The 19,300-nt window shown below is 66.1% G+C and carries 20 protein-coding genes and 1 tRNA gene; 1 reads left to right on the top strand and 20 read right to left on the bottom strand.

The window, feature by feature from the left end; genetic code table 11:
• Window positions 1–188: 188 nt before the first annotated feature.
• From rplL to FQV39_RS01100, 20 genes are all read right to left on the bottom strand, one after another.
• Window positions 189–572: a 50S ribosomal protein L7/L12 gene (gene rplL / locus FQV39_RS01185; protein WP_149128644.1), complete on the bottom strand. Its 384-nt coding sequence runs from the start codon at window positions 570–572 to the stop codon at window positions 189–191.
• 52 nt (window positions 573–624) lie between these two features.
• On the bottom strand, window positions 625–1,140 hold the full coding sequence (gene rplJ, locus FQV39_RS01180; protein WP_149128643.1) for a 50S ribosomal protein L10: 516 nt from the start codon (window positions 1,138–1,140) through the stop codon (window positions 625–627).
• 512 nt (window positions 1,141–1,652) lie between these two features.
• Window positions 1,653–2,351: a 50S ribosomal protein L1 gene (gene rplA, locus FQV39_RS01175; RefSeq protein ID WP_149128642.1), complete on the bottom strand. Its 699-nt coding sequence runs from the start codon at window positions 2,349–2,351 to the stop codon at window positions 1,653–1,655.
• A 13-nt stretch (window positions 2,352–2,364) separates the two neighbouring features.
• Window positions 2,365–2,796: a 50S ribosomal protein L11 gene (gene rplK / locus FQV39_RS01170; RefSeq protein ID WP_149128641.1), complete on the bottom strand. Its 432-nt coding sequence runs from the start codon at window positions 2,794–2,796 to the stop codon at window positions 2,365–2,367.
• A 242-nt stretch (window positions 2,797–3,038) separates the two neighbouring features.
• The gene (locus FQV39_RS01165; protein WP_149128640.1) at window positions 3,039–4,652 is read right to left on the bottom strand and encodes a methyl-accepting chemotaxis protein; all 1,614 of its coding nucleotides are present in this window, start codon (window positions 4,650–4,652) and stop codon (window positions 3,039–3,041) included.
• 104 nt (window positions 4,653–4,756) lie between these two features.
• Complete coding sequence (nusG, locus tag FQV39_RS01160) at window positions 4,757–5,290, bottom strand: transcription termination/antitermination protein NusG (RefSeq protein WP_149128639.1); 534 nt, start codon at window positions 5,288–5,290, stop codon at window positions 4,757–4,759.
• Between the two features lie 14 nt (window positions 5,291–5,304).
• Window positions 5,305–5,499: a preprotein translocase subunit SecE gene (gene secE, locus FQV39_RS01155; protein ID WP_149128638.1), complete on the bottom strand. Its 195-nt coding sequence runs from the start codon at window positions 5,497–5,499 to the stop codon at window positions 5,305–5,307.
• A 163-nt stretch (window positions 5,500–5,662) separates the two neighbouring features.
• Window positions 5,663–6,394 (bottom strand): class I SAM-dependent methyltransferase, encoded by a 732-nt coding sequence (locus FQV39_RS01150; RefSeq protein ID WP_149128637.1) that lies wholly within the window; start codon window positions 6,392–6,394, stop codon window positions 5,663–5,665.
• A 52-nt stretch (window positions 6,395–6,446) separates the two neighbouring features.
• Window positions 6,447–6,522: transfer RNA gene (locus tag FQV39_RS01145), tRNA-Trp, on the bottom strand.
• Between the two features lie 61 nt (window positions 6,523–6,583).
• The gene (locus FQV39_RS01140; protein ID WP_149128636.1) at window positions 6,584–7,483 is read right to left on the bottom strand and encodes a dihydrodipicolinate synthase family protein; all 900 of its coding nucleotides are present in this window, start codon (window positions 7,481–7,483) and stop codon (window positions 6,584–6,586) included.
• Between the two features lie 105 nt (window positions 7,484–7,588).
• Window positions 7,589–7,873, bottom strand: a complete 285-nt coding sequence (locus FQV39_RS01135) for an addiction module antidote protein (protein ID WP_149128635.1) — start codon at window positions 7,871–7,873, stop codon at window positions 7,589–7,591.
• Window positions 7,874–8,027: 154 nt separating this feature from the next.
• Entirely contained in the window at window positions 8,028–8,309 is a 282-nt protein-coding gene (locus FQV39_RS01130; protein ID WP_149128634.1) for an addiction module antidote protein, read from the bottom strand.
• Window positions 8,310–8,311: 2 nt separating this feature from the next.
• Window positions 8,312–8,446: an addiction module killer protein gene (locus tag FQV39_RS33470; RefSeq protein WP_210251155.1), complete on the bottom strand. Its 135-nt coding sequence runs from the start codon at window positions 8,444–8,446 to the stop codon at window positions 8,312–8,314.
• A 132-nt stretch (window positions 8,447–8,578) separates the two neighbouring features.
• Entirely contained in the window at window positions 8,579–9,769 is a 1,191-nt protein-coding gene (gene tuf / locus FQV39_RS01125; protein ID WP_149128633.1) for an elongation factor Tu, read from the bottom strand.
• Between the two features lie 109 nt (window positions 9,770–9,878).
• A complete protein-coding gene (gene fhuF / locus FQV39_RS01120) occupies window positions 9,879–10,607 on the bottom strand; it encodes a siderophore-iron reductase FhuF (RefSeq protein ID WP_149128632.1) in 729 nt (242 codons plus the stop codon).
• Window positions 10,604–11,842 carry an MFS transporter gene (locus FQV39_RS01115; RefSeq protein WP_248313199.1) on the bottom strand — a complete coding sequence of 413 codons (1,239 nt, stop codon included), beginning with the start codon at window positions 11,840–11,842 and terminating at the stop codon, window positions 10,604–10,606. Before FQV39_RS01115 ends, fhuF begins: the two co-directional genes overlap by 4 nt.
• On the bottom strand, window positions 11,839–13,941 hold the full coding sequence (locus FQV39_RS01110) for a TonB-dependent siderophore receptor (RefSeq protein ID WP_149128631.1): 2,103 nt from the start codon (window positions 13,939–13,941) through the stop codon (window positions 11,839–11,841). The genes FQV39_RS01115 and FQV39_RS01110 overlap by 4 nt, the downstream gene beginning before the upstream one ends.
• A 220-nt stretch (window positions 13,942–14,161) precedes the next feature.
• Window positions 14,162–14,332, bottom strand: coding sequence for a hypothetical protein (locus FQV39_RS32990; RefSeq protein ID WP_187640134.1), 171 nt, complete (start codon window positions 14,330–14,332; stop codon window positions 14,162–14,164).
• Between the two features lie 9 nt (window positions 14,333–14,341).
• Window positions 14,342–15,616, bottom strand: coding sequence for a nicotinate phosphoribosyltransferase (gene pncB / locus FQV39_RS01105; RefSeq protein WP_149128630.1), 1,275 nt, complete (start codon window positions 15,614–15,616; stop codon window positions 14,342–14,344).
• A gap of 74 nt (window positions 15,617–15,690) precedes the next feature.
• Window positions 15,691–17,541: a TRAP transporter large permease gene (locus FQV39_RS01100; protein ID WP_248313198.1), complete on the bottom strand. Its 1,851-nt coding sequence runs from the start codon at window positions 17,539–17,541 to the stop codon at window positions 15,691–15,693.
• 173 nt (window positions 17,542–17,714) lie between these two features.
• On the opposite strand from FQV39_RS01100, the gene glpD reads away from it, so the two are divergent.
• Window positions 17,715–19,265 (top strand): glycerol-3-phosphate dehydrogenase, encoded by a 1,551-nt coding sequence (gene glpD, locus FQV39_RS01095; protein ID WP_149128629.1) that lies wholly within the window; start codon window positions 17,715–17,717, stop codon window positions 19,263–19,265.
• Window positions 19,266–19,300 lie beyond the last annotated feature (35 nt).

Raw genomic sequence — 19,300 nt, 5'->3', positions numbered from 1 at the left:
GGTGAGCCGTTCGGCGCCGCATCGCGCCGACCCTGCATTTCCGTCGAAGCCGCGCCGCACGGTTGCGGCGAACTTCAACAACAACTCCCGCGCACCTGCGCGGAAACGACGCAACAGCCCCGGAGGCGTGAGCCGCCCCGGGACTGTCGATAGTGACTACGGTCGGACCGGCATCAGCCGGCCCTAGCTCACTTGAGCTCGACCTTGGCGCCGACGGCCTCGAGCTGCTTCTTGAGCTTCTCGGCCTCGTCCTTGGCAACGCCTTCCTTGACCGGCTTCGGAGCGCCCTCGACGAGGTCCTTGGCCTCCTTGAGGCCGAGGCCGGTGATGGCGCGGACTTCCTTGATCACCTCGATCTTCTTGTCGCCGGCCGAAGCCAGGACAACGGTGAACTCGGTCTGCTCTTCAGCAGCGGCGGCAGCAGCGCCACCGCCAGCAGCCGGGCCAGCCGCAACGGCGACGGCGGCGGCGGCGGAAACGCCCCACTTCTCTTCGAGGAGCTTCGCGAGCTCGGCGGCCTCGAGAACGGTGAGCGACGACAGCTCGTCGACGAGCTTGGTAAGATCAGCCATTTTGGGTTCCTACGTGTAAGAGGTTCGAACGATATCGGGATCAGCTGGCCGTTCAGGCCGCATCCTTGTCGGCATATGCCTGGAACACCCGCGCGAGCTTCGCAGCCGGCGCAGTCGAGAGCTGCGCAAGCTTCGTGGCCGGGGCCTGGATAAGGCCGACCAGCTTGGCACGCAGTTCGTCGAGCGAGGGCATCGTGGCCAGGGCCTTGACACCATCGGGGTTCAGGGCGGTCGTGCCCATCGCGCCGCCCAGGATGACGAGCTTGTCGTTCTCCTTGGCGAAAGCGGTGGCGACCTTCGGCGCCGCGACCGGATCGTTGGAATAAGCGATCAGGGTGGGACCCGTCAGCAGCTTGCTGATGGACGCGACGTCGGTGCCTTCAAGAGCGATCTTGGCCAGCCGGTTCTTTGCGACCTTAACAGTGGCGCCATTCGCCTTCATCTCGCGACGAAGCTTCTGGAACTGGGCCACGGTCAAGCCCGCATAGTGGGCCACGACGACGACCGACGTGTTCGCAAACACATCGTTCAGCGACGCGACGGCATCTTTTTTTGCCGCTTTATCCACTGGGCTCTCTCCGGTAGGCGACAAGCTTTTGAAGGCTCGCCGCCGGTTGCAAATGCCGCTTCCTGGAACCCCGGTTGACACCGGCGCCCTGCAAAGCGACGCTTGGTGCCCTGTCCCCGCTCCCGAACCCGAAAGGGCCGCGACCGGGCGAGATGGTTCGAACCGTCTTCTCCGGATCCTGCGATCCGGGACTAAGCTCTTGCACCGTCTATGCAGGCCTCTTGGCGAAATTATGCTCCCGGACGAACCGGGAAGGCACCTGCAGTCTCAGACAGGACTGGGTGATTCCGCCCCGAAAGATCGCTCTTTCCGAACCTGAAACACCCATTCTTCAGCGGAAACCCGCCGAAAAACGCGAAACAGACCCCTTCGTGTCAAGCACGCCGGAGCCTTGTCACTCATGGAAACAGGCGTGCGTATAGCGCTTTCGCCTGTTTCTGCCAAGTAGGCTCTTGACTTCACGAAATCAAGAGCAGGTGAACGGCCGGCGATCCGACCGCCCTTCCCTGATATCAGCCGCCGATGACGGTGTTCGGCTCGACCTTGACGCCCGGGCCCATGGTCGACGAGATCGCGACGCGCTGGATATAGGTGCCCTTGGCGCCGGCGGGCTTGGCCTTGGCGACGGAGTCGACGAACGCCTTGATGTTCTCCGAGAGCTTCTCAGCCGAGAACGAGGCCTTGCCGACGGCGGCGTGGATGATGCCGGCCTTCTCGACGCGGAACTCGACCGAGCCACCCTTCGAGGCGGCGACGGCAGCGGTCACGTCCATGGTGACGGTGCCGACGCGTGGGTTCGGCATCAGGCCGCGCGGGCCGAGCACCTTACCGAGACGGCCGACGAGACCCATCATATCCGGGGTCGCGATGCAGCGGTCGAAGTTGATCTCGCCCTTCTGGACGGTCTCGACCAGCTCTTCGGCGCCGACGATATCGGCACCCGCAGCCTTGGCCTCGTCGGCCTTGGCGCCGCGAGCGAAGACAGCGACGCGCAGTGTGCGGCCCGAGCCGTTCGGCAGGTTGCAGACGCCACGGACCATCTGGTCGGCGTGACGCGGATCGACGCCGAGGTTCATCGCGATCTCGATGGTCTCGTCGAACTTGGCGTTGGCGCGTTCCTTGATGAACGTGACAGCCTGGTCGAGCGAGTAGAGCTTGGTGCGGTCAATGCCTTCACGGCCCTTGACGACGCGCTTTCCGACATGTGCCATTGTCAGCCTCCCCTCAGCCCACGACTTCCAGGCCCATGGACCTGGCAGAGCCACGGATCATGGCCGAAGCCGATTCGACGGTGTCGCAGTTGAGATCGGCCATCTTCTTCTCGGCGATCTCGTTGATCTGCGCAGCGGTGACCTTGCCGACGTTGCCGCCACGGCCCGGGGTCTTCGAGCCGGAGGTCAGGCCAGCGGCCTTCTTCAGCCAGTACGAGACCGGCGGCTGCTTCATCTCGAAGGTGAAGGAGCGATCCTGATACGCGGTGATGATCACCGGGATCGGCATGCCCTTTTCCATCTGCTGGGTCTTCGCGTTGAAGGCCTTGCAGAATTCCATGATGTTGAGGCCGCGCTGACCGAGCGCGGGACCGATCGGCGGCGACGGATTGGCCGCGCCCGCCGGAACCTGAAGCTTCACGTAGCCCGTGATCTTCTTCGCCATGATGGCTGCTCCTGCCGTCCGCTCCGCTGCCTATCGGAACGACGACGCCCCTGCCTGCCGACGCTCTCCGTCGGGGCCGGGGTGGTTGCAGTGCGTGGTGCGGCGCCTTTGATCCGGCTGGCGACCGGCACGCCTCCCACGCGGTTGAGGCCGGGCCTATGGCACATCTGGCTGCGGAATGGAAGAGGGCTTCGCGGTCGCAGCCAGCGCCTTGCCCGCATCGGCCCGCGCGGCCGGCATCGTCATGCGTGCTGCACAGCTTGCGCATCGCTCATGAAGCTGTCGACAGCCTGCCGCAGGGCCGCGGCCTGACCATCGATGTCGGCAGAGGCCCGAGCCATCCGCTCGGTCATCCGGCGCCAGTCCTCGATCATGCCGGCAACCTGCTCGACCTGCTCGGCCATGCCGCGCACATCGCTGGCGGTCCGGGCGGTACCGATATTGATCGAGCGGGAGGTGTCGTCCTGCCTGCGCGCCAGCTCGGCGATCGAGTCGGCGGCGGTCTCGACGGCATTGACCGAAGCAACAAGGGCGCCAATGCGTCCGATGATCCGCTCAGCCGCCGTCCCGATCGAGTCGAGTCCCTGCCGCACCTGCCCCGTCGCTTCCGCGGTCCGGTTGGCGAGCTGCTTCACTTCGGCGGCCACCACCGCGAAACCGCGCCCACTCTCCCCGGCCCTGGCGGCCTCGATCGCCGCGTTGAGCGCGAGCAGATTGGTCTGGTTGGCGACGGTGCTGATCAGCGTCACGACGGCGGAAATCGATCCGACCGCCTCGCGCAGCAGCACGCTGTCATCCGTCGCCTCCTCGACCAGAGTTTTCGCGGCGTTCGCGATGTCCGAAGTCCGCTGCGCCTCCCCGGCCGTCGTCGCGAGCAGTTCGGTGATCTCGTTCAGGGACGAGGACATCTGCTCGACATGGTTGGCCGCACGCTGGCTCGACTGCGCCGCCGCTCCGGCATGCTGGTCGACGAAGCCGGAGAGCTGCGAGAGTTCGTTTGATGCGTCGGTCATGCTCGCGGCATGGGTTTCCAGCGCTGTGGCGATGCTCGCGATGTTGCCCTGGAAAGCCTGCCCTCTGACACGAAGCGCCCGCTGCCGCTCGACCTCCCCGGCCAGCGAGGCCAGTCGCTCCTTCGCAGCCTCCTGCTTCGTTTTCTCATCCGACAGATGGGCATGCAAAGCCCGGCCGAGCATGCCGATCTCATCGCCGCGACGCGCGAGCTTGCGCACCCAGCCGGCATCCTCTGCCGGCGCGGACAGGGTCGTTGCCATCGTCGCGATCGGACGCACGAGCCAGCGATACTCGAATGAGATGATCAGGGCGACCAGGAAGAGGCCGAGCGCCGCCAGAAGCAAAGAGTTCTGCCGGGAGTTTTCGATATGCGCGCCGAGCGCCTCGCTGACACCAGCCACCATCGTATTGAGCTGAACGCGCAGCTCGCTGCGCTGCGCCGCCACCTTGCGCAGGGCTTCACGCGCGATCGCACCGTCGGCCCCCAGCTTCGATGAAAGCTCCTGGAGCCCCCGCACAGCATCGGCAGCCTTCGCTGCAACCTCGCCGTCGCTGCGCACGGTGACGGCCTTCATCGCAACGGTCATGGCTTCGACATCGCCTGACAGAGCGCCGCGATCGCCGCCCGAGACGATCGCCACGACGATGCGGCTATAGGGGGCGTCGGTTTCCGAGAGAGCCGCAACGGCGCCGGTATTGAGAGCGATCGCCCTGGCGAAACCCGCGAGCTTCACGGAGCCAATGAACTCAGCCGCGCCGAACACGCAAGCGAGGACGCCAAGCATCAACGCCCAGAGCGTCAGCCGCTGGCGGACCGTAGCCTTGAAGAAACTGGGAAACATCGCGCCCTGCGTCGGATTACCGACGCAAAGCGTTGACGCAGTTGTGTTAAAGGCCGATTAACCTAACGGAATCCGCTGTAAACCGGTCGGAACACGCGACCGGCTCAGAGCTTCTCGACCTGGCCGTATTCCAGCTCGACCGGCGTGGCGCGGCCGAAGATCGAGACCGCGACCTTGAGGCGGGCGCGGGCGTGGTCGACATCCTCGACGACGCCGTTGAACGAAGCGAAGGGGCCGTCGGCAACCTTGACCTGCTCGCCGACCTCGAAGACCACCGTCGGCTTCGGGCGCTCGATGCCCTCGGCGACCTGGCCCTTGATCCGCATCGCCTCATGCTCCGGGATCGGCATGGGCTTGGCCTTGTCGGCGCCCAGGAAGCCGGTGACCTTCGGCGTGTTCTTGATGAGGTGATAGACCTCGTCGGTCATCTCGCACTTCACCAGCACATAGCCCGGGAAGAACTTGCGCTCGGTGTCGACCTTGCGGCCGCGGCGGACCTCGACGACCTTCTCGGTCGGCACCAGAACTTCTTCGAACTTGTCGGCGAGATTGCGCTGCGCCGCCTGATCCTTGATCGACTGCGCGACCTTGTTCTCGAAGTTGGAATAGGCGTGGACGATGTACCAGCGGGTGCTCACGTTCGTAATTCCGTTCAACGGGCGCCGAGGATGATGCCGAGCACCCAGCGGATGACGGTGTCGGTGAAGAGGAAGAACAGGCTGGAGACGACCACCATGGCGAGCACGAGGCCCGTGGTGATCAGCGTCTCGCGGCGCGAGGGCCAAGTGACCTTGGACGCCTCGGAGCGCACATCCTGCAGGAACTGGAAGGGATTGGATTTCGCCATGAACCACCTCGGGTTCCGATTCCGCCCGCAGCCCTGCCGCGCGCCGAATCGGCCGTCCTGAAACATTCGCGGCGCGGGACCCGGGGAGGGTCGCGCGCCGTCATTGCAAGCCTCTTACATCGCTTGACGTCGTTAGCCAAGACCCTTTCGGGCCGCGGACCGCTCAGCTCCGGCAGGCCGCGATCAGCAGGAAGAAGGGCCGCTCGCGCTCCTTCGCCCAGCCCGACTCGGCGGCGACCTGCTCCGGGCTCGGGGCCCATTCGACCAGCTTGCCCAACGTGAAGCCCGCGCCCAGCAGCAGGTCGAGATAAGTTGCGATGGTGCGGTGGCGCTTGACCACGCCCTCAGCCAGCCAATTGCTGACGCGATCGCCCTCATCGAGATAGCCGTTGACCGGCCACGTCGCCCGCCCGTCGGCATCGGCGAGCCATTCCTGCCGCACCGGCGCGGTCATGATCGGATGCTCGACCGAGCAGACCAGAACACCGCCCGGCTTCAGCGTCGCATGCACACGCGCGAACAGGCCAGCGAGATCGGCAATGTAGTGGAAGGCGAGCGAGCTGTAGGCGAGGTCGAAGGCTTCGGCCGGCGGCGCGTAGCTTTCAAGATCGGTCCGCTCGTAGACGATGCGGGAATCACCCGTCTCCCGCCGCGCTCGCTCCAGCATCTTCTCGGAGACGTCGACGCCGAGCACGCCCGCTGCCCCCTCGCCCGCAGCGAAACGGCAGAACCAGCCGAAGCCGCAACCGAGATCGAGCACGCGCTTGCCCCTGAGATCCGGCAGCATGGATCGCAGCACTGGCCATTCCGGCGCGCCGTCCAGCCCGCGGACGGAACGCGGCAGCTGGCTGTAGCCCGCGAAGAAGGTCTCGTCGTCGTAGATGTTCTGGGTCATGGCGCTCGAAGAACCGCATGGCGGTCCGCGCAGCAGTCGCTCGAAGAGCGACTGGCAGGGGCGGTAGGGCTCGAACCTACGACAACCGGTTTTGGAGACCGGTACTCTACCAACTGAGCTACACCCCTGCAGGTGCGCGTCATGTGCCCCAAGGCGCGGCACATTTCAAGTCGAAATCGCGCGTCATCCTCATTTGCTGTAGGGACCGAGTTCGCGGGCATAGCGCTCGACCAGCCTCAGCCCGAATTCCGTCGGCCTGAGTGCCGGTCCGCGATCATAGATCGGGATGCCGGCACGGGCGCCGAAGATGCGCTTGCCGTAGCAGATCAGCGTCTCGATCGACTGCATGATGAAGGTGATCGCCGGGAGAACCTCGCGATAGGCCGCATCCGCCCCAGCCTCGTCGCCCGCCCTGTAGCGGTCATAGGCCCGCAGTGCATAGTCGATCGTGTCAGGCGCCAGGATCATGCCGCTGCAGCCGGCCCGGAAATTGTCGATGACCTCGAGCCCGCCGCGCCCGTTCAGGATCGGCAGCCGACCTTCGGTCACCGCGATCAATCGCTCGATCTCGACGACCGAACCCTCGCCCTTGATCAGGCTGATGTTCGGATGCCGGCGCGTCAGCTCGCGGATATCCTCCGCCGACAGGCCGCGACCCAAATAGGCCGGCGCATTCTGGATCGCGACCGGCAGCGAAGTCGTGTCGGCGATGCGGCCAAAGAAGTTGATGTATTCGGCCGCGCCGAAGCTGCCGACCATCGGCGGCTGGAGAATCACCCAGTCGGCCCCGTTCTTCTCGGCGACCTTCACCAGCGCGACCTGCTCCGCCACCGAGGAGCCGAAGATCGTGAAGGCGAGCGGCTTCCGGCCGGCGACATCCTCGGCCATCCACTCCATCACGGTACAGCGCTCGGTGAAGCTCAGCTTGGAAACTTCGGTGGCGAGCCCGAGCGCCGCCATGCCCTGCACGTTGAGATCGAGGCTGATCTGCGCCTGCTTGCGCATCGCCGCCCGGTCGAGCCGCTCATGCTCGTCGAACAGCGCGAAGACGATCGAATGGATTCCCGGAAAGGGCGGCTTGAACGACATGGGCAGGCTCCTCCGCGACGGGAGCGGCTGACCCGCTCTCTCAAAGCGATTGAGAGCATGGAACGGACGAGCTTGGTAGAAAGCTACGCGGGACCGACCTATTCGTCAGGGGGCGACCAGCGTGAGCTTCAGCCCCAGCGCCTTCGTTGCCTTGGTGAGGGTGTCCAACGTCGGGTTACCTCCCGGCCTAAACGCCTTGTAGATCGCTTCTCGGCTCAAGCCAGTCTCCCGGGCGAATTCGGAAACGCCGCGAGCGCGGGCAACAACGCCGAGGGCGTGGGCGATATAGGTCGGATCGCCCTCCTCGATAGCATCCTTCAGGAGTTCAATCTGAGCTTCCTCGCTGGTCAGGTATTCAGCCGCATCGAAAGGGATGGTTTCGAGGGGCATGTCAGACCTCCTTGGCCATTGCGACGGCCCGTTTGATATCCCGCTCCTGAGAGGACTTGTCGCCGCCGCGGCCAAAGAAAAGCCACGCCCGTGTGAATCCCCACAGGCCTTAGCGCAAAGGCCGGCGGCAACCGGCGGCTCCCTTCCGGGAGACTCAGGCCGCGATCTTCAGTTTCAGCCCGAGGGAGTTGAGCACGCCCATGAAGGTGGATAGGCGCGGATCGCCCTTCTCGCTGAGGGCGCGGTAAAGTGCTTCGCGGGTCACGCCTGCATCCTTGGCGACCTGCGTCATGCCGCGCGCGCGCGCAACATCCCCGAGCGCCTTCGCAAGGAAAGCCGGGTCGTTTTCCTCGAGCGCCGCTTCGATATAGGCGGCCTGCTGCTCAGGCGTCTTGAGATAGGTCTGGATGTCGAACTTGGTGGTTTCGAGGGGCATCGTCACAGGTCCTTCGCCATCTGCCTGGCTTTGGCGATATCCGCCGATTGCGTCCGCTTGTCTCCGCCGCCCAGCAGGATCACCAATGTCTTGCCCTGCTGCACGAAGTACAGCCGATAGCCGTAGTCGATCCGCATTTCACACGTAACTTATAAGTTACGAAACACCCCTCGTCAACGAGACCGCGAAGTCGAAATGGAGGCTGTGGAAACCAAAGAAAAAAGGGCGGTGTCGCCACCGCCCTTTCCAACCCAAACCGTGCAGGACGATCAGGCGATGATGCTGGCGACGACGCCGGCGCCGACGGTGCGGCCGCCTTCGCGGATGGCGAAGCGCAGCTTCTCTTCCATCGCGATCGGGGCGATCAGCGTCACCTCCATCGAGATGTTGTCGCCCGGCATCACCATCTCCGTGCCCTCGGGCAGCGTCACCACGCCGGTCACGTCCGTCGTGCGGAAGTAGAACTGCGGGCGGTAGTTGGTGAAGAACGGCGTGTGGCGGCCACCCTCTTCCTTCGTCAGGATGTAGGCCTCGGCCTTGAACTTGGTGTGCGGCTTCACCGAGCCCGGCTTGCACAGCACCTGGCCGCGCTCGACGTCCTCGCGCTTCGTGCCGCGCAGCAGCGCGCCGATGTTGTCGCCCGCCTGGCCCTGGTCGAGCAGCTTGCGGAACATCTCGACGCCCGTGACCGTCGTCTTGACCGTGTCCTTCAGGCCGACGATCTCGATTTCCTCGCCGACCTTGACGATGCCGCGCTCGACGCGGCCGGTCACCACCGTGCCGCGGCCCGAGATCGAGAACACGTCCTCGACCGGCATCAGGAACGGCTGGTCGATCGGGCGCTCCGGCTGCGGGATGTACTCGTCGACCGTCTTCATCAGCGCGATCACCGCGTCATGGCCGATTTCCGGCGTGACGTTGTCGAGCGCGGCCTTGGCCGAGCCCTTGGTGATCGGGATGTCGTCGCCCGGGAAGTCGTACTTCGACAGCAGCTCGCGGATCTCCATCTCGACCAGCTCGAGCAGCTCGGCGTCGTCGACGAGATCGACCTTGTTCATGAACACCACCAGCGCGGGAACGCCGACCTGGCGCGCCAGCAGGATGTGCTCGCGGGTCTGCGGCATCGGGCCGTCGGCCGCCGACACCACCAGGATCGCGCCGTCCATCTGCGCCGCGCCCGTGATCATGTTCTTCACATAGTCGGCGTGGCCGGGGCAGTCGACGTGGGCATAGTGGCGGGCCGGGGTCTCGTACTCGACGTGAGCCGTCGAGATCGTGATGCCGCGCGCCTTCTCCTCGGGAGCCTTGTCGATCTGGTCATACGCCGTGAACGACGCACCGCCAGACTCGGCCAGAACCTTCGTGATCGCAGCCGTCAGAGACGTCTTGCCATGGTCAACGTGACCAATCGTTCCAATGTTGCAGTGCGGCTTCGTCCGCGAAAACTTCTCTTTGGCCATGACACCCTTGTCCTCGAAGGCGGCCCTCCGGGGCCTTGAAACGGGGTCGCATTAGGGGGTTTTGAAGCGGGATGCAAGGTTCCCGACTGAGCTGGCCATATCGGGGCTGTCAGGCCTGCGCGCGTCGCGCCGGAGGCAGCGGGCAGAGCGAGCCGCAATCGACCACGCCCGGCAGGAGATAGCGCAGGCAGCAGACCCGGCGCTGGCACTCGGCAATGGCAGTCAATGGCGACGGCCGCAGCGTGTCATGAAGCGGATTGCGCACACCCGCCGGCGTCAGCACCGTCGTCAGCAGTTCCTCGGCCTCGGCAATCGCCTCCCTGTCGGCTTCCGGCCGCTCGGCGCATTGCTGCACTGCCCAGGCGAAGCGCACGGCCGCATTGGTCCACATCAGCCGCGCCGAGACCGGGAAATGCGTCGCGAGCAAGCGGATCAATGGCGCCACATGGCCCTCGATCAAGGCGTCGAAGCGGCCACGGTTGCCGGCCGGCGCAAGCTCAACTGCCGGGCCGAGCAGGATGGCGGCCGTGCGCCCGTCTTCGTGCAGGGCAAAGCGCGCTTCGGACAACGCGACGGGCAGCGCCCGTCCAGCGAGCAGAATCGCGGCGACGGCCGGAACCACCACGGCGGCGAAGTGCCATTGGCTCCACATCGAGACGAGCGCGCGACGCTCTCCGCCCGGATGCCGCTCGGCGAAGCGCAACAGCAGCGCATCCAGCGTCGCGCCATCGAGCAGGGCCGATCCGGCGAGCCCGGCCTCATCGGCGTCGCGGCGCACGGCCTCGCCCAGATAGGCGAAGGCGCCGGTGAAGCAGCCTTCGAGCTCGGACGGCCTCATTCGTCGTCCCGGTCGGAAGCCGTGAGCCAGGCAGCCAGCGGCGCAGCGATCAGGGCCAAGCCGGCTGCGCCAGCAAGATAGAGCGTGTAGCCGAAATGCTGCGCCACCCAGCCGGCACCGAGCCCGCCGACCATGCTGACGATCGAATCCGTCCCCTGCAGCAAGGTGAAGTCCACGCCAGCCTGGCGCGGGTCGGCGATCGCCATGAAACGCGCATAGAGCGCGACGAAGCCGAGCGCCATGATGCCGGAAGAGCTCGCCAATGCGAGGCCGGCGAGCAGCCAGCGCGAGCCCCCGCCCTGCCCCATGACGAAGGCCAGCGTCGCGAGCGTGCCGGCCTGCAGCAGAAGCGCTGCGGCCATGACCGGCCGCGCGCCCCATAGCCTCACTGCTCCGCCACCGAGGAGGGCGCAGCCGAGACCGATGGCTAGCCCGCCCAGTCCGTTGATCGCGCCGAGCATTTCGAGGTCGAGCCCGGCATCGACCAGCATCGGCGCCAGCATGCCGACACCCCATTTCTGCGCGGCGACATAGAGCGCCGCGAGCCAGAGCCCGCGTCGCAGCCGCGGCCGGGCGAAAGCGGCCTTCAGCGAGGGCTGATGGGTGCGCAGACCCGGCGACGGAGCCGGCTTCGACATCAGGAACGGCAGCATCAGCAGCGCAAACAGCCCGGCCGCCGCCCATGTCGCGCCAGCCCAGTCGATTCGCGCGACCAGGACGAGGAAGAGCCCCGACCCCAGCGCCGAGCCGAGATAGGCGCCTCCGACCTGGGCTGCATTGCCCCACCCATGATGCACCTTGGCGAGCGTCTCGACCGCATGCCCGTCACAGGCGATGTCCGCAGTCGACGCGGCGAAGGCGATCGCAATGAAGACGGCGAGCAGCAGATGCCAGCGCTCCGGCCCGGCGATCGCGACCGCGACCAGCCCGGCCAGCGTGAACAGGCCGCAGGCGGCAACGATCTGGCGCGAGCGCGTCGGCCCCGATGGCGGCAACCGGTAGCGCTCCACCGCCGCAGCCCAGACTATCTTCAGCGCCCAGGGCAGGCTGATCAGGTAGATCAGGCCGATCGCGTCGAGCGGCAGCCCACGCTCGCGCAGCACGCTCGGCAGCGCCAGGAAGGCGACACCGCCGAGGATGCTCTGGCCGGTGTAGAGCCCGGCCAGCGCCGCGATGGTCAGCCAGGCCGAGTTCTGTCGGGACAGGGCCGGCTGTCCGACAGCCGCCTCGCTCACCAGCGATAGCGCAGGCTGGCGATGACCTTGCGTCCCTCGTCGAAGTAGCAGAAGCCGGCAGTGCAGGTCTGTTCGACCTTGTCGAGCAGGTTCGTCGCGTTGACCTGGACGCGCATACCCTTCAGCCGCGGATCAAGATTTTCGAGGTCGTAGCGCAGCGAGGCATCGACCAGCGTGCGCGGCTTGTTGTCGAGCACCGGCCGGTTGAGGTTGTCGCCGACGCTCGCCCCGACATAGCGTACGCCGCCACCAACCCCGAGGCCGCGCGCTGCGCCCTCCTGCACGGTGTAGTCGAGCCAGAGCGACGCGGTGTGATAGGGGATGCTGGTCAGCCGGTTGCCTTCGGTCTCCGGCGTCAGCTTGAGGATGCGCGCATCGTTGTAGGAATAGGACGCCTGGACGCTCAGGCCGCTCGTGAGCGACGCCACGGCCTCAAGTTCGAAGCCGCGCGAGCGCATGTCGAGCTGGACCTGCCGGTTGAAGCCGTTGATCACCTCGTAGACGACGGCATTGTTCTGACGCAGCTCGTAGACGGCGGCACGCAGCGAGGCGTTCTGGCCGGGAATATCGTATTTGACGCCGGCCTCGACCTGTTCGCCGGTCGTCGGCACCGCCACCGAACCCGAGAGCACCGTGCCCGAATTCGGCACGAAGGAGGTGGCATAGCTGACATAGGGCGCAAGGCCGAAGCTCGTGACGTAGCTCAGCGCCGCCCGGCCGGTCGAGCGCGCATCGTCCTGCTTGGTCTCGGTCGGCAGCACGCCGGCCGCGCCCGCCTCGAAGCGGCTGTTGAACCAGTCGCGCCGCCCGCCGATGGTCAGCCGCCAGTTCTGCCAGCTGATCTGATCCTGCGCATAGACGCCGACCAGCGTCTGCGTCTGCGCCGTGCGATAGCCGAGAGTCGCGTTGTAACCGAGCGAAACGCCACCAAAGCCTTCCTTGCCGCGATAGTGCAGCCAGCTGAAATCGACGCCAGCCAGCATCCGGTGCGAGATCGGGCCTGTGCTGAACTTCGCCTCGAGATTGGTGTCGACCGAGAGCCCCTGCGTCCGCTCGCGCGTCAGGCCGGGATCAGCGAGGTAGACATATCGCTGGTTGGTCGCCAGCGCCGAGTAGCGGACATGCTGGCGCAGCGTGAAGATCTCGCTGAAGGCGTGCTCAAACTCGTAGCCGATCCGTCCCTGCTGCTGGCGGAAATCGTTGTAGCGCTTGTCGCCGCCAAAGACCTTGGTGGCGCCGATCGACTTGTAGAGCAAATTGCCGCTGCGATCGATGTAAGGCCCGTATTCGTTGACATAGGCCGCCGTGCCGCCGGTAGTCGAATCCATGTACTCGGCCAGCAGCGTCAGCTTGGTCAGCTCGTTCGGCTTCCAGGTAATGGCCGGCGCGATGAAGACCCGATCGTCCTTGATGGCGCTGATCTGGTTGTCGGCATCGCGCACCAGGCCGGTCAGCCGGTAGAACAGCGTCTTCTCGGCATTGGCCGGACCGGACAGATCGAAATTGAACTGCTTGCGGCCGAAGGAGCCGCCCTGGACCTCGATCTCGCGGAAGCGCGTCTCGGTCGGACGCTTCGAGATGAGGTCGACGATGCCGGCCGAGGTGCTGGCGCCGTAGATCGCGCTCGACGGCCCGCGCAGCACGTTGATCGCTTCGAGCCCGTAGGGCTCGAGCCGAAACAGGCCGTTGGGGCTGTTGATCTGGCGCAGGCCGTCGCGGAAGACGGCGTTCTGGGTCACGTCGACGCCGCGAATCGTGAAGGCGTCGTAGCGCGGATCGAAACCATAGGTGCCGACGCGGGCGCCGGGCGTATAGGCCAGCGCGTCCAGCAGGTTCTGCGGCTTGCGCTGTTCGAGCTGCGTCTGCGTCACCGTCGAGATCGACTGGGGAATCTCCAGGATCGGCGTGTTGGTTTTCGTGCCGGTGGTCGTGGCGATCGCGACATAGCCATTGGTTGTCACTGGTCCGGCGGCAACTCCGGCTCCCTCGACCAGGATTTCATCGAGCTGGACGGAGCGTGGAGCCTCCGCCTGAGCCCAAGCTGATGTCGGCACAATCGCCAGCACGGCGGATGCAAGCAAAGCAGATCGAAAAAACACGAAACATCCTCAAGTCGAATGACGTCACGTGCAGTAGCAAACAACAATTCCGAAAAACAACCCGCAAGTAATAATAGACAATTACTTCAATTAAAAGCTAAATCCAAGATTATAATAATTCAAAATCATGGAGCACTACTGACTTAACGTCAGATCCATTCATCGAACATGACAAAACGACGTCAGCGCAGCTCCCGATGAGAAACGGAAACTGCGACCGTCACTCGCGGAGAAGCCATCCGGAGAAGCGCGAGGATGCATCATCGATCGCGTCATAGGCCGGGTCTTCGCGCAGCTGGTCGACGACAGCCAGCGCCGCCAGCCCGACGAGAATGCCGACCGGCGTCGCCGGCACGACCGAAGGTCTGCCCTTGACCAGCGCCGGCAGCATCAGTCGCGGCTATTCCCCGAAGACCCGCCGATAGCGCTCGATCGCCTTTGGATCGCCGGAGACCTTCTCGGGATTGTCGGAGAGCTTCACCGCCGGCCGTCCGTTCGCCTTGGTGACCTTGCAGACCAGCGACATCGGATCGAGTGCGCGCGAACCGTCGGGCGAGCAGCCGACGAGGTCGTTGGTGAGATCGGTGCCCCAGCCGAAGGCCATCCGGACCTTGCCGTCGAAATGGCCGTAGACGCGCTCGATCGCATCGACATCGAGCCCGTCGGAGAAGACCAGCATCTTCTCGCGCGGGTCGCGCCCGCGCTCGCGCCACCAGGCCATGATCGTTTCGCCGGCGGGGATCGGCGGCGCGCTGTCGGGCCGGAAACCCGTCCAGTCGGCGACCCAGTCCGGCGCATGGCGCAGGAAGCTTTGCGAGCCGAAGGCATCCGGCAGCGCGATCAGCAGGTTGCCGCCATAGACCTGGCGCCATTCGTCGAGCACACGATAAGGCGCGCGCAGCAATTCCTCGTCCGAATCGGCGAGCGCGGCCAGCACCATCGGCAGCTCATGCGCGTTGGTGCCGATCGCCTCGAGATCGGCATCCATGGCGAGCAGCACGTTGGAGGTGCCGGTGAAGGCCGGCCCCAACCCCTCCTTCAGCGCCTCGACGCACCAGCGCTGCCAGAGATGGCCATGGCGCCGGCGCGTGCCGAAATCCGAGAGCTTGACATTCGGCAGCTTCTGCAGCCGTTCGACCTTGCCCCACATCTTGGCCTTGGCGCGAGCGTAGAGCACATCGAGCGAGAAGCGCTTCTGGCCCAGCATCACGCGCCGCGCGCGCAGCTCGTTGATGATGGCGAGCGCCGGCACCTCCCACATCGTCGTATGGGTCCAGGGCCCTTCGAAATGCAGCTCATACTGCCCGTCGACCCGGCGCAGATCGTATTCGGGCAGCTGGAAATCGGCGAGCCAGGCCATGAAGTCCGGCGAGAACATCTGCGTCTTGCCGTAGAAGCTGTTGCCCGCCAGCCAGATCAGCTCGTTCTTGGTGAAGCGCAGCGAGCGGGCGTGGTCGAGCTGCGCCCTGAACTCGCCCTCGTCCACGAGGTCGGCGAGGCGGATGTGCTTCGAGCGGTTGATCAGCGAGAAGGTGACCTGCACGTCCGGGTGGAAGGCCCGGATCATCTGCAACATCAGCAGCTTGTAGAAATCGGTGTCGAGCAGGCTGCGGATGATCGGGTCGAGCCGCCAGCCATGGTTGTAGGTCCGCGTCGCGATGTCGGTAAAGATCATGTCGGCATCAGGTCCGGGGCTGGCTCACGGCGAAGGCGACGATACGGCGCGGACGCCGGGCGAATAAAGCTGCATCAGAACAGTGCCTTGAGCGCCGGTGCAAGCGCCGGCCACGCAGCCATGCCCAGCGACAGGACCATGAGCGCCGCCAGCAGCACGCCAAGCAGCGGCAGCACGGCCCGGAAAACCGCCGCCGCCGGCACGCGCATGATGCCGCTGACGACATAGACGAGGATGCCGAGCGGCGGCGTCAGCCCGTGGATCATCAGGTTGACCACGAGCACGACACCGAACTGGATCGGATCGAGCCCTGCCGCTACCGCGACGGGCAACAGGAGCGGCGCCAGCAACAGGATCGCCGCGCCAATATCGAGGAAGAGCCCTGCCACCAGCAGCACGAGGTTGGCGAGCAGCATCACCGCATAGGGACCCGCCCCGAACACAGTGACGAGGCTGGCCATCTGTTCGGAGATGCGATCGACGGCGAGCAGGAAAGCGAAAGGCGCCGAGGCCCCGATCAGCAGGCCGATCGCCGCCGCCTCGGCTGCGGATTTGCGCAGCGCCGCCAGCACGCCGCGCCCATTCAGGCTGCGCAGCGCCAGGCAGGCGATCACCGCATAGGCGACGGCGAGCGCCGAGGCCTCCGTCACCGTCACCACGCCGAAGCGGATGCCAACCACGACGACGACGCCGAGCCCGATGGCGGGAATGGCGCCGACGAGCGCCCTGCCCCGCTCGGCCGTGCTCGCCTTCGGCGCCGCATCGACCACACCGCGCACGCTGAGATGGATGCCAATGGCGAGCGCCAGCGCCAGCACGCCGCCAGCAACGAAGCCGCCGACCAGCAGCGAGCCGACCGAGAGATTGGTTGCGCTCGCCAGGATGAGGAAGGCGATCGAGGGCGGGATGATGTTGTCCAACATCGAGACGCCGGCAACGATCGCCGCCGCATTCGCTGGCGGATAGCCGCGCGCGACCAGGGTCGGCGCCATCACCTTGGCGCCAAAGGCTGCATTCGCAACCGAGGAGCCGGAGGCGCCGGAGAACAGCACGCTGGCGACCAGCGCCGTCTGCGCCAGCCCCGCCCGCCAATGCCCGACCAGCGTCGCGGCGAAGCGGATCAGCCGCTCGGCCAGCCCGCCCTCGGTCAACAATTCGCCGGCAAGCAGGAAGAAGGGAATGGCCAGCAGCAGGAACTTGCCGACGCCGCCGACCATGGTCTGTACGATCGCCGGCTCCGGCAGCAACCCGCCGAAAGGCCCTGTCAGCGAGACGCCGGCCAGCAGCGCGAAGGGCAGCGGCGCGCCGAGCAGCAACCCCGCTCCGGCGACGAGCGCAGCCACGAGGCTCGGCGTCGGGAGGAGGTCGAAGGAGAGCTGCGCGAGCGCGTAGAGGCCCGATCCCAGCGCCAGTGAGACCGCCGCACCAACCCAGCCCCGTTCGAGCCCGCCACGCAGGAAAAGCGCCAGAATCGTCAGCCCGCCCCCGCAGGCGAAGAGGGCGAAGCGCAGCGCTTCCGGCAGGCCGAGCACGGTGGACTGGCCACCGACCAGCAACGCGACGTTCACGCCGCCTCCAGCCAACACAAGCGCTCCTTGGAACGCGATCGCGTCGGCAACTGTCACCGCGACGTTGCGGAGCCCGTCGGGCAGCAGCCGCACGAGTACATCCAGCCGCATCGCCAGCGTCCCGGTGACGGCGAGCGGCGCGCCGACGGCGATCAGCGCCAGATGCAGCCAGATCGCGAGCTCATCCGACCAGACGAAGCCGCCGCCGAACAGGTAGCGCCGCAGCACCGCCGCCATCACCACGACGAACAGTAGCGCGAGGATGACGGCGCCAGCGTGCTCCAGCGCCGTACGCAGTCGCATTTCCGCCCGCACTGCCAGCCGCATGCCGTCGCGGTGCCGCTCTGCTTCGATCATCCTGCCGCTACGCCCAGCCCCGCTGCCCAGTTCCGGCCTTTGACGGCCCACGTCAAGCAATCGAATTGACATCGCCCATGATTTGGCGACAGGAGCGGGTTCATCGCATCGATGCGGCCGGGCCCGGATGGCGCCATTGCCGATCACCGCCCAGGTCTGTCAGAAGACGAGCTATGGCTTCCGAAATCACATCGCCCACCGCCGGCTTCGGCACGGACCCTGGCGCCCCCTACGATCTCGCGGTCATCGGCGGCGGCATCAATGGCTGCGGCATCGCCCGCGACGCAGCCGGGCGCGGCGCCTCGGTCGTGCTGTTCGAGAAGGACGACCTCGCCAGCGCCACCTCCTCGCGCTCGACCAAGCTGATCCATGGCGGGTTGCGCTATCTCGAATATTACGAGTTCCGGCTGGTGCGCGAGGCGCTGATGGAGCGCGAGCGGCTCTGGGCGATCGCGCCGCATATCATCCGGCCGCTGCGTTTCGTGCTGCCGCATCACAAGGGGCTTCGCCCGGCCTGGCTGCTGCGCCTCGGACTGTTCCTTTACGACCATATCGGCGGCCGCAAGCTCCTGCCCGCCACGCGCACGCTCGATCTCGCGCATGACGTCGTCGGCAGGCCGCTGAAGGACAACCAGGCGAAGGCTTTCGAATACTCCGACTGCTGGGTCGAGGATGCCCGGCTCGTCGTGCTGAACGCGATCGACGCCGCCGTGCGCGGCACCGCGATCCACACCCGCACGCGCGTCGCCTCCGCGCATCGCGAAAACGGCCTCTGGCAACTGGTGACGGAAGGCCCGGAAGGCAGGCGGACGCTCTGGGCGAAGGCGCTCGTCAACGCCGCCGGCCCCTGGGTCGCCGAGGTGCTGAGCGGCGTGATCCACACAAATACCCGGGCCGGCGTCCGCATGGTCCAGGGCAGCCATATCGTCGTGCCCAAGCTCTACGACCACGACCGCTGCTACATCTTCCAGAATGCGGACGGACGCATCGTCTTCGCCATCCCCTACGAGCAGGACTTCACCCTGATCGGCACCACCGACCGCGACTACAAGGGCGATCCGGCCGAGGTCGCCGCGACGCCCGAGGAGATCGCCTATCTCTGCGCCGCCGCGAGCGAGTATTTCCGCCAGCCGGTCACGCCCGATTCCGTGGTCTGGACCTATTCCGGCGTTCGTCCGCTCTATGACGACGGCGCCTCGAAGGCGCAGGAAGCGACCCGCGACTACGTCCTGACGCTCGACGCCCCGCAGGGCGAGGCCCCGCTTCTCTCCGTCTTCGGCGGCAAGATCACGACCTATCGCCGCCTGGCGGAAGCCGCGATCGCCAAGCTCGCGCCGCATGCACCCTGGGCCGCCCGTGCCAACTGGACGATGACCGGCGCCCTGCCCGGCGGCGACTTCCCGGTCGGGGGCTTCGACAAGCTGGTCGGCGAGATCGCCGCCTCCTACCCCTGGCTGGAACGCAAGACCGCGACGCGGCTCGCCCGCTGCTACGGCACCCGCGCCCGTGACATCCTTGCCGATGCGAAGAGCCTCGCCGATCTCGGCCGCCATTTCGGCGCCGATCTGTATGAAAGCGAAGTCCGTTATCTCATGCACGCCGAATGGGCACGCCAGGCAGTGGACGTGCTCTGGCGGCGCAGCAAGCTGGGCTTGCGGCTCTCCACCGCCGAACGCGAGGCGCTCGACGACTTCATGCGGCGGGAAGTCACGGCAGCGGCCTGACCCGCTTTCGGCAACGGAACGACCGCTTCCGCGCC

The sequence above is a fragment of the Bosea sp. F3-2 genome (genome assembly GCF_008253865.1).
Classification (GTDB): Bacteria; Pseudomonadota; Alphaproteobacteria; order Rhizobiales; family Beijerinckiaceae; genus Allobosea.
This window is presented reverse-complemented; position numbering and strand designations above follow the sequence as displayed.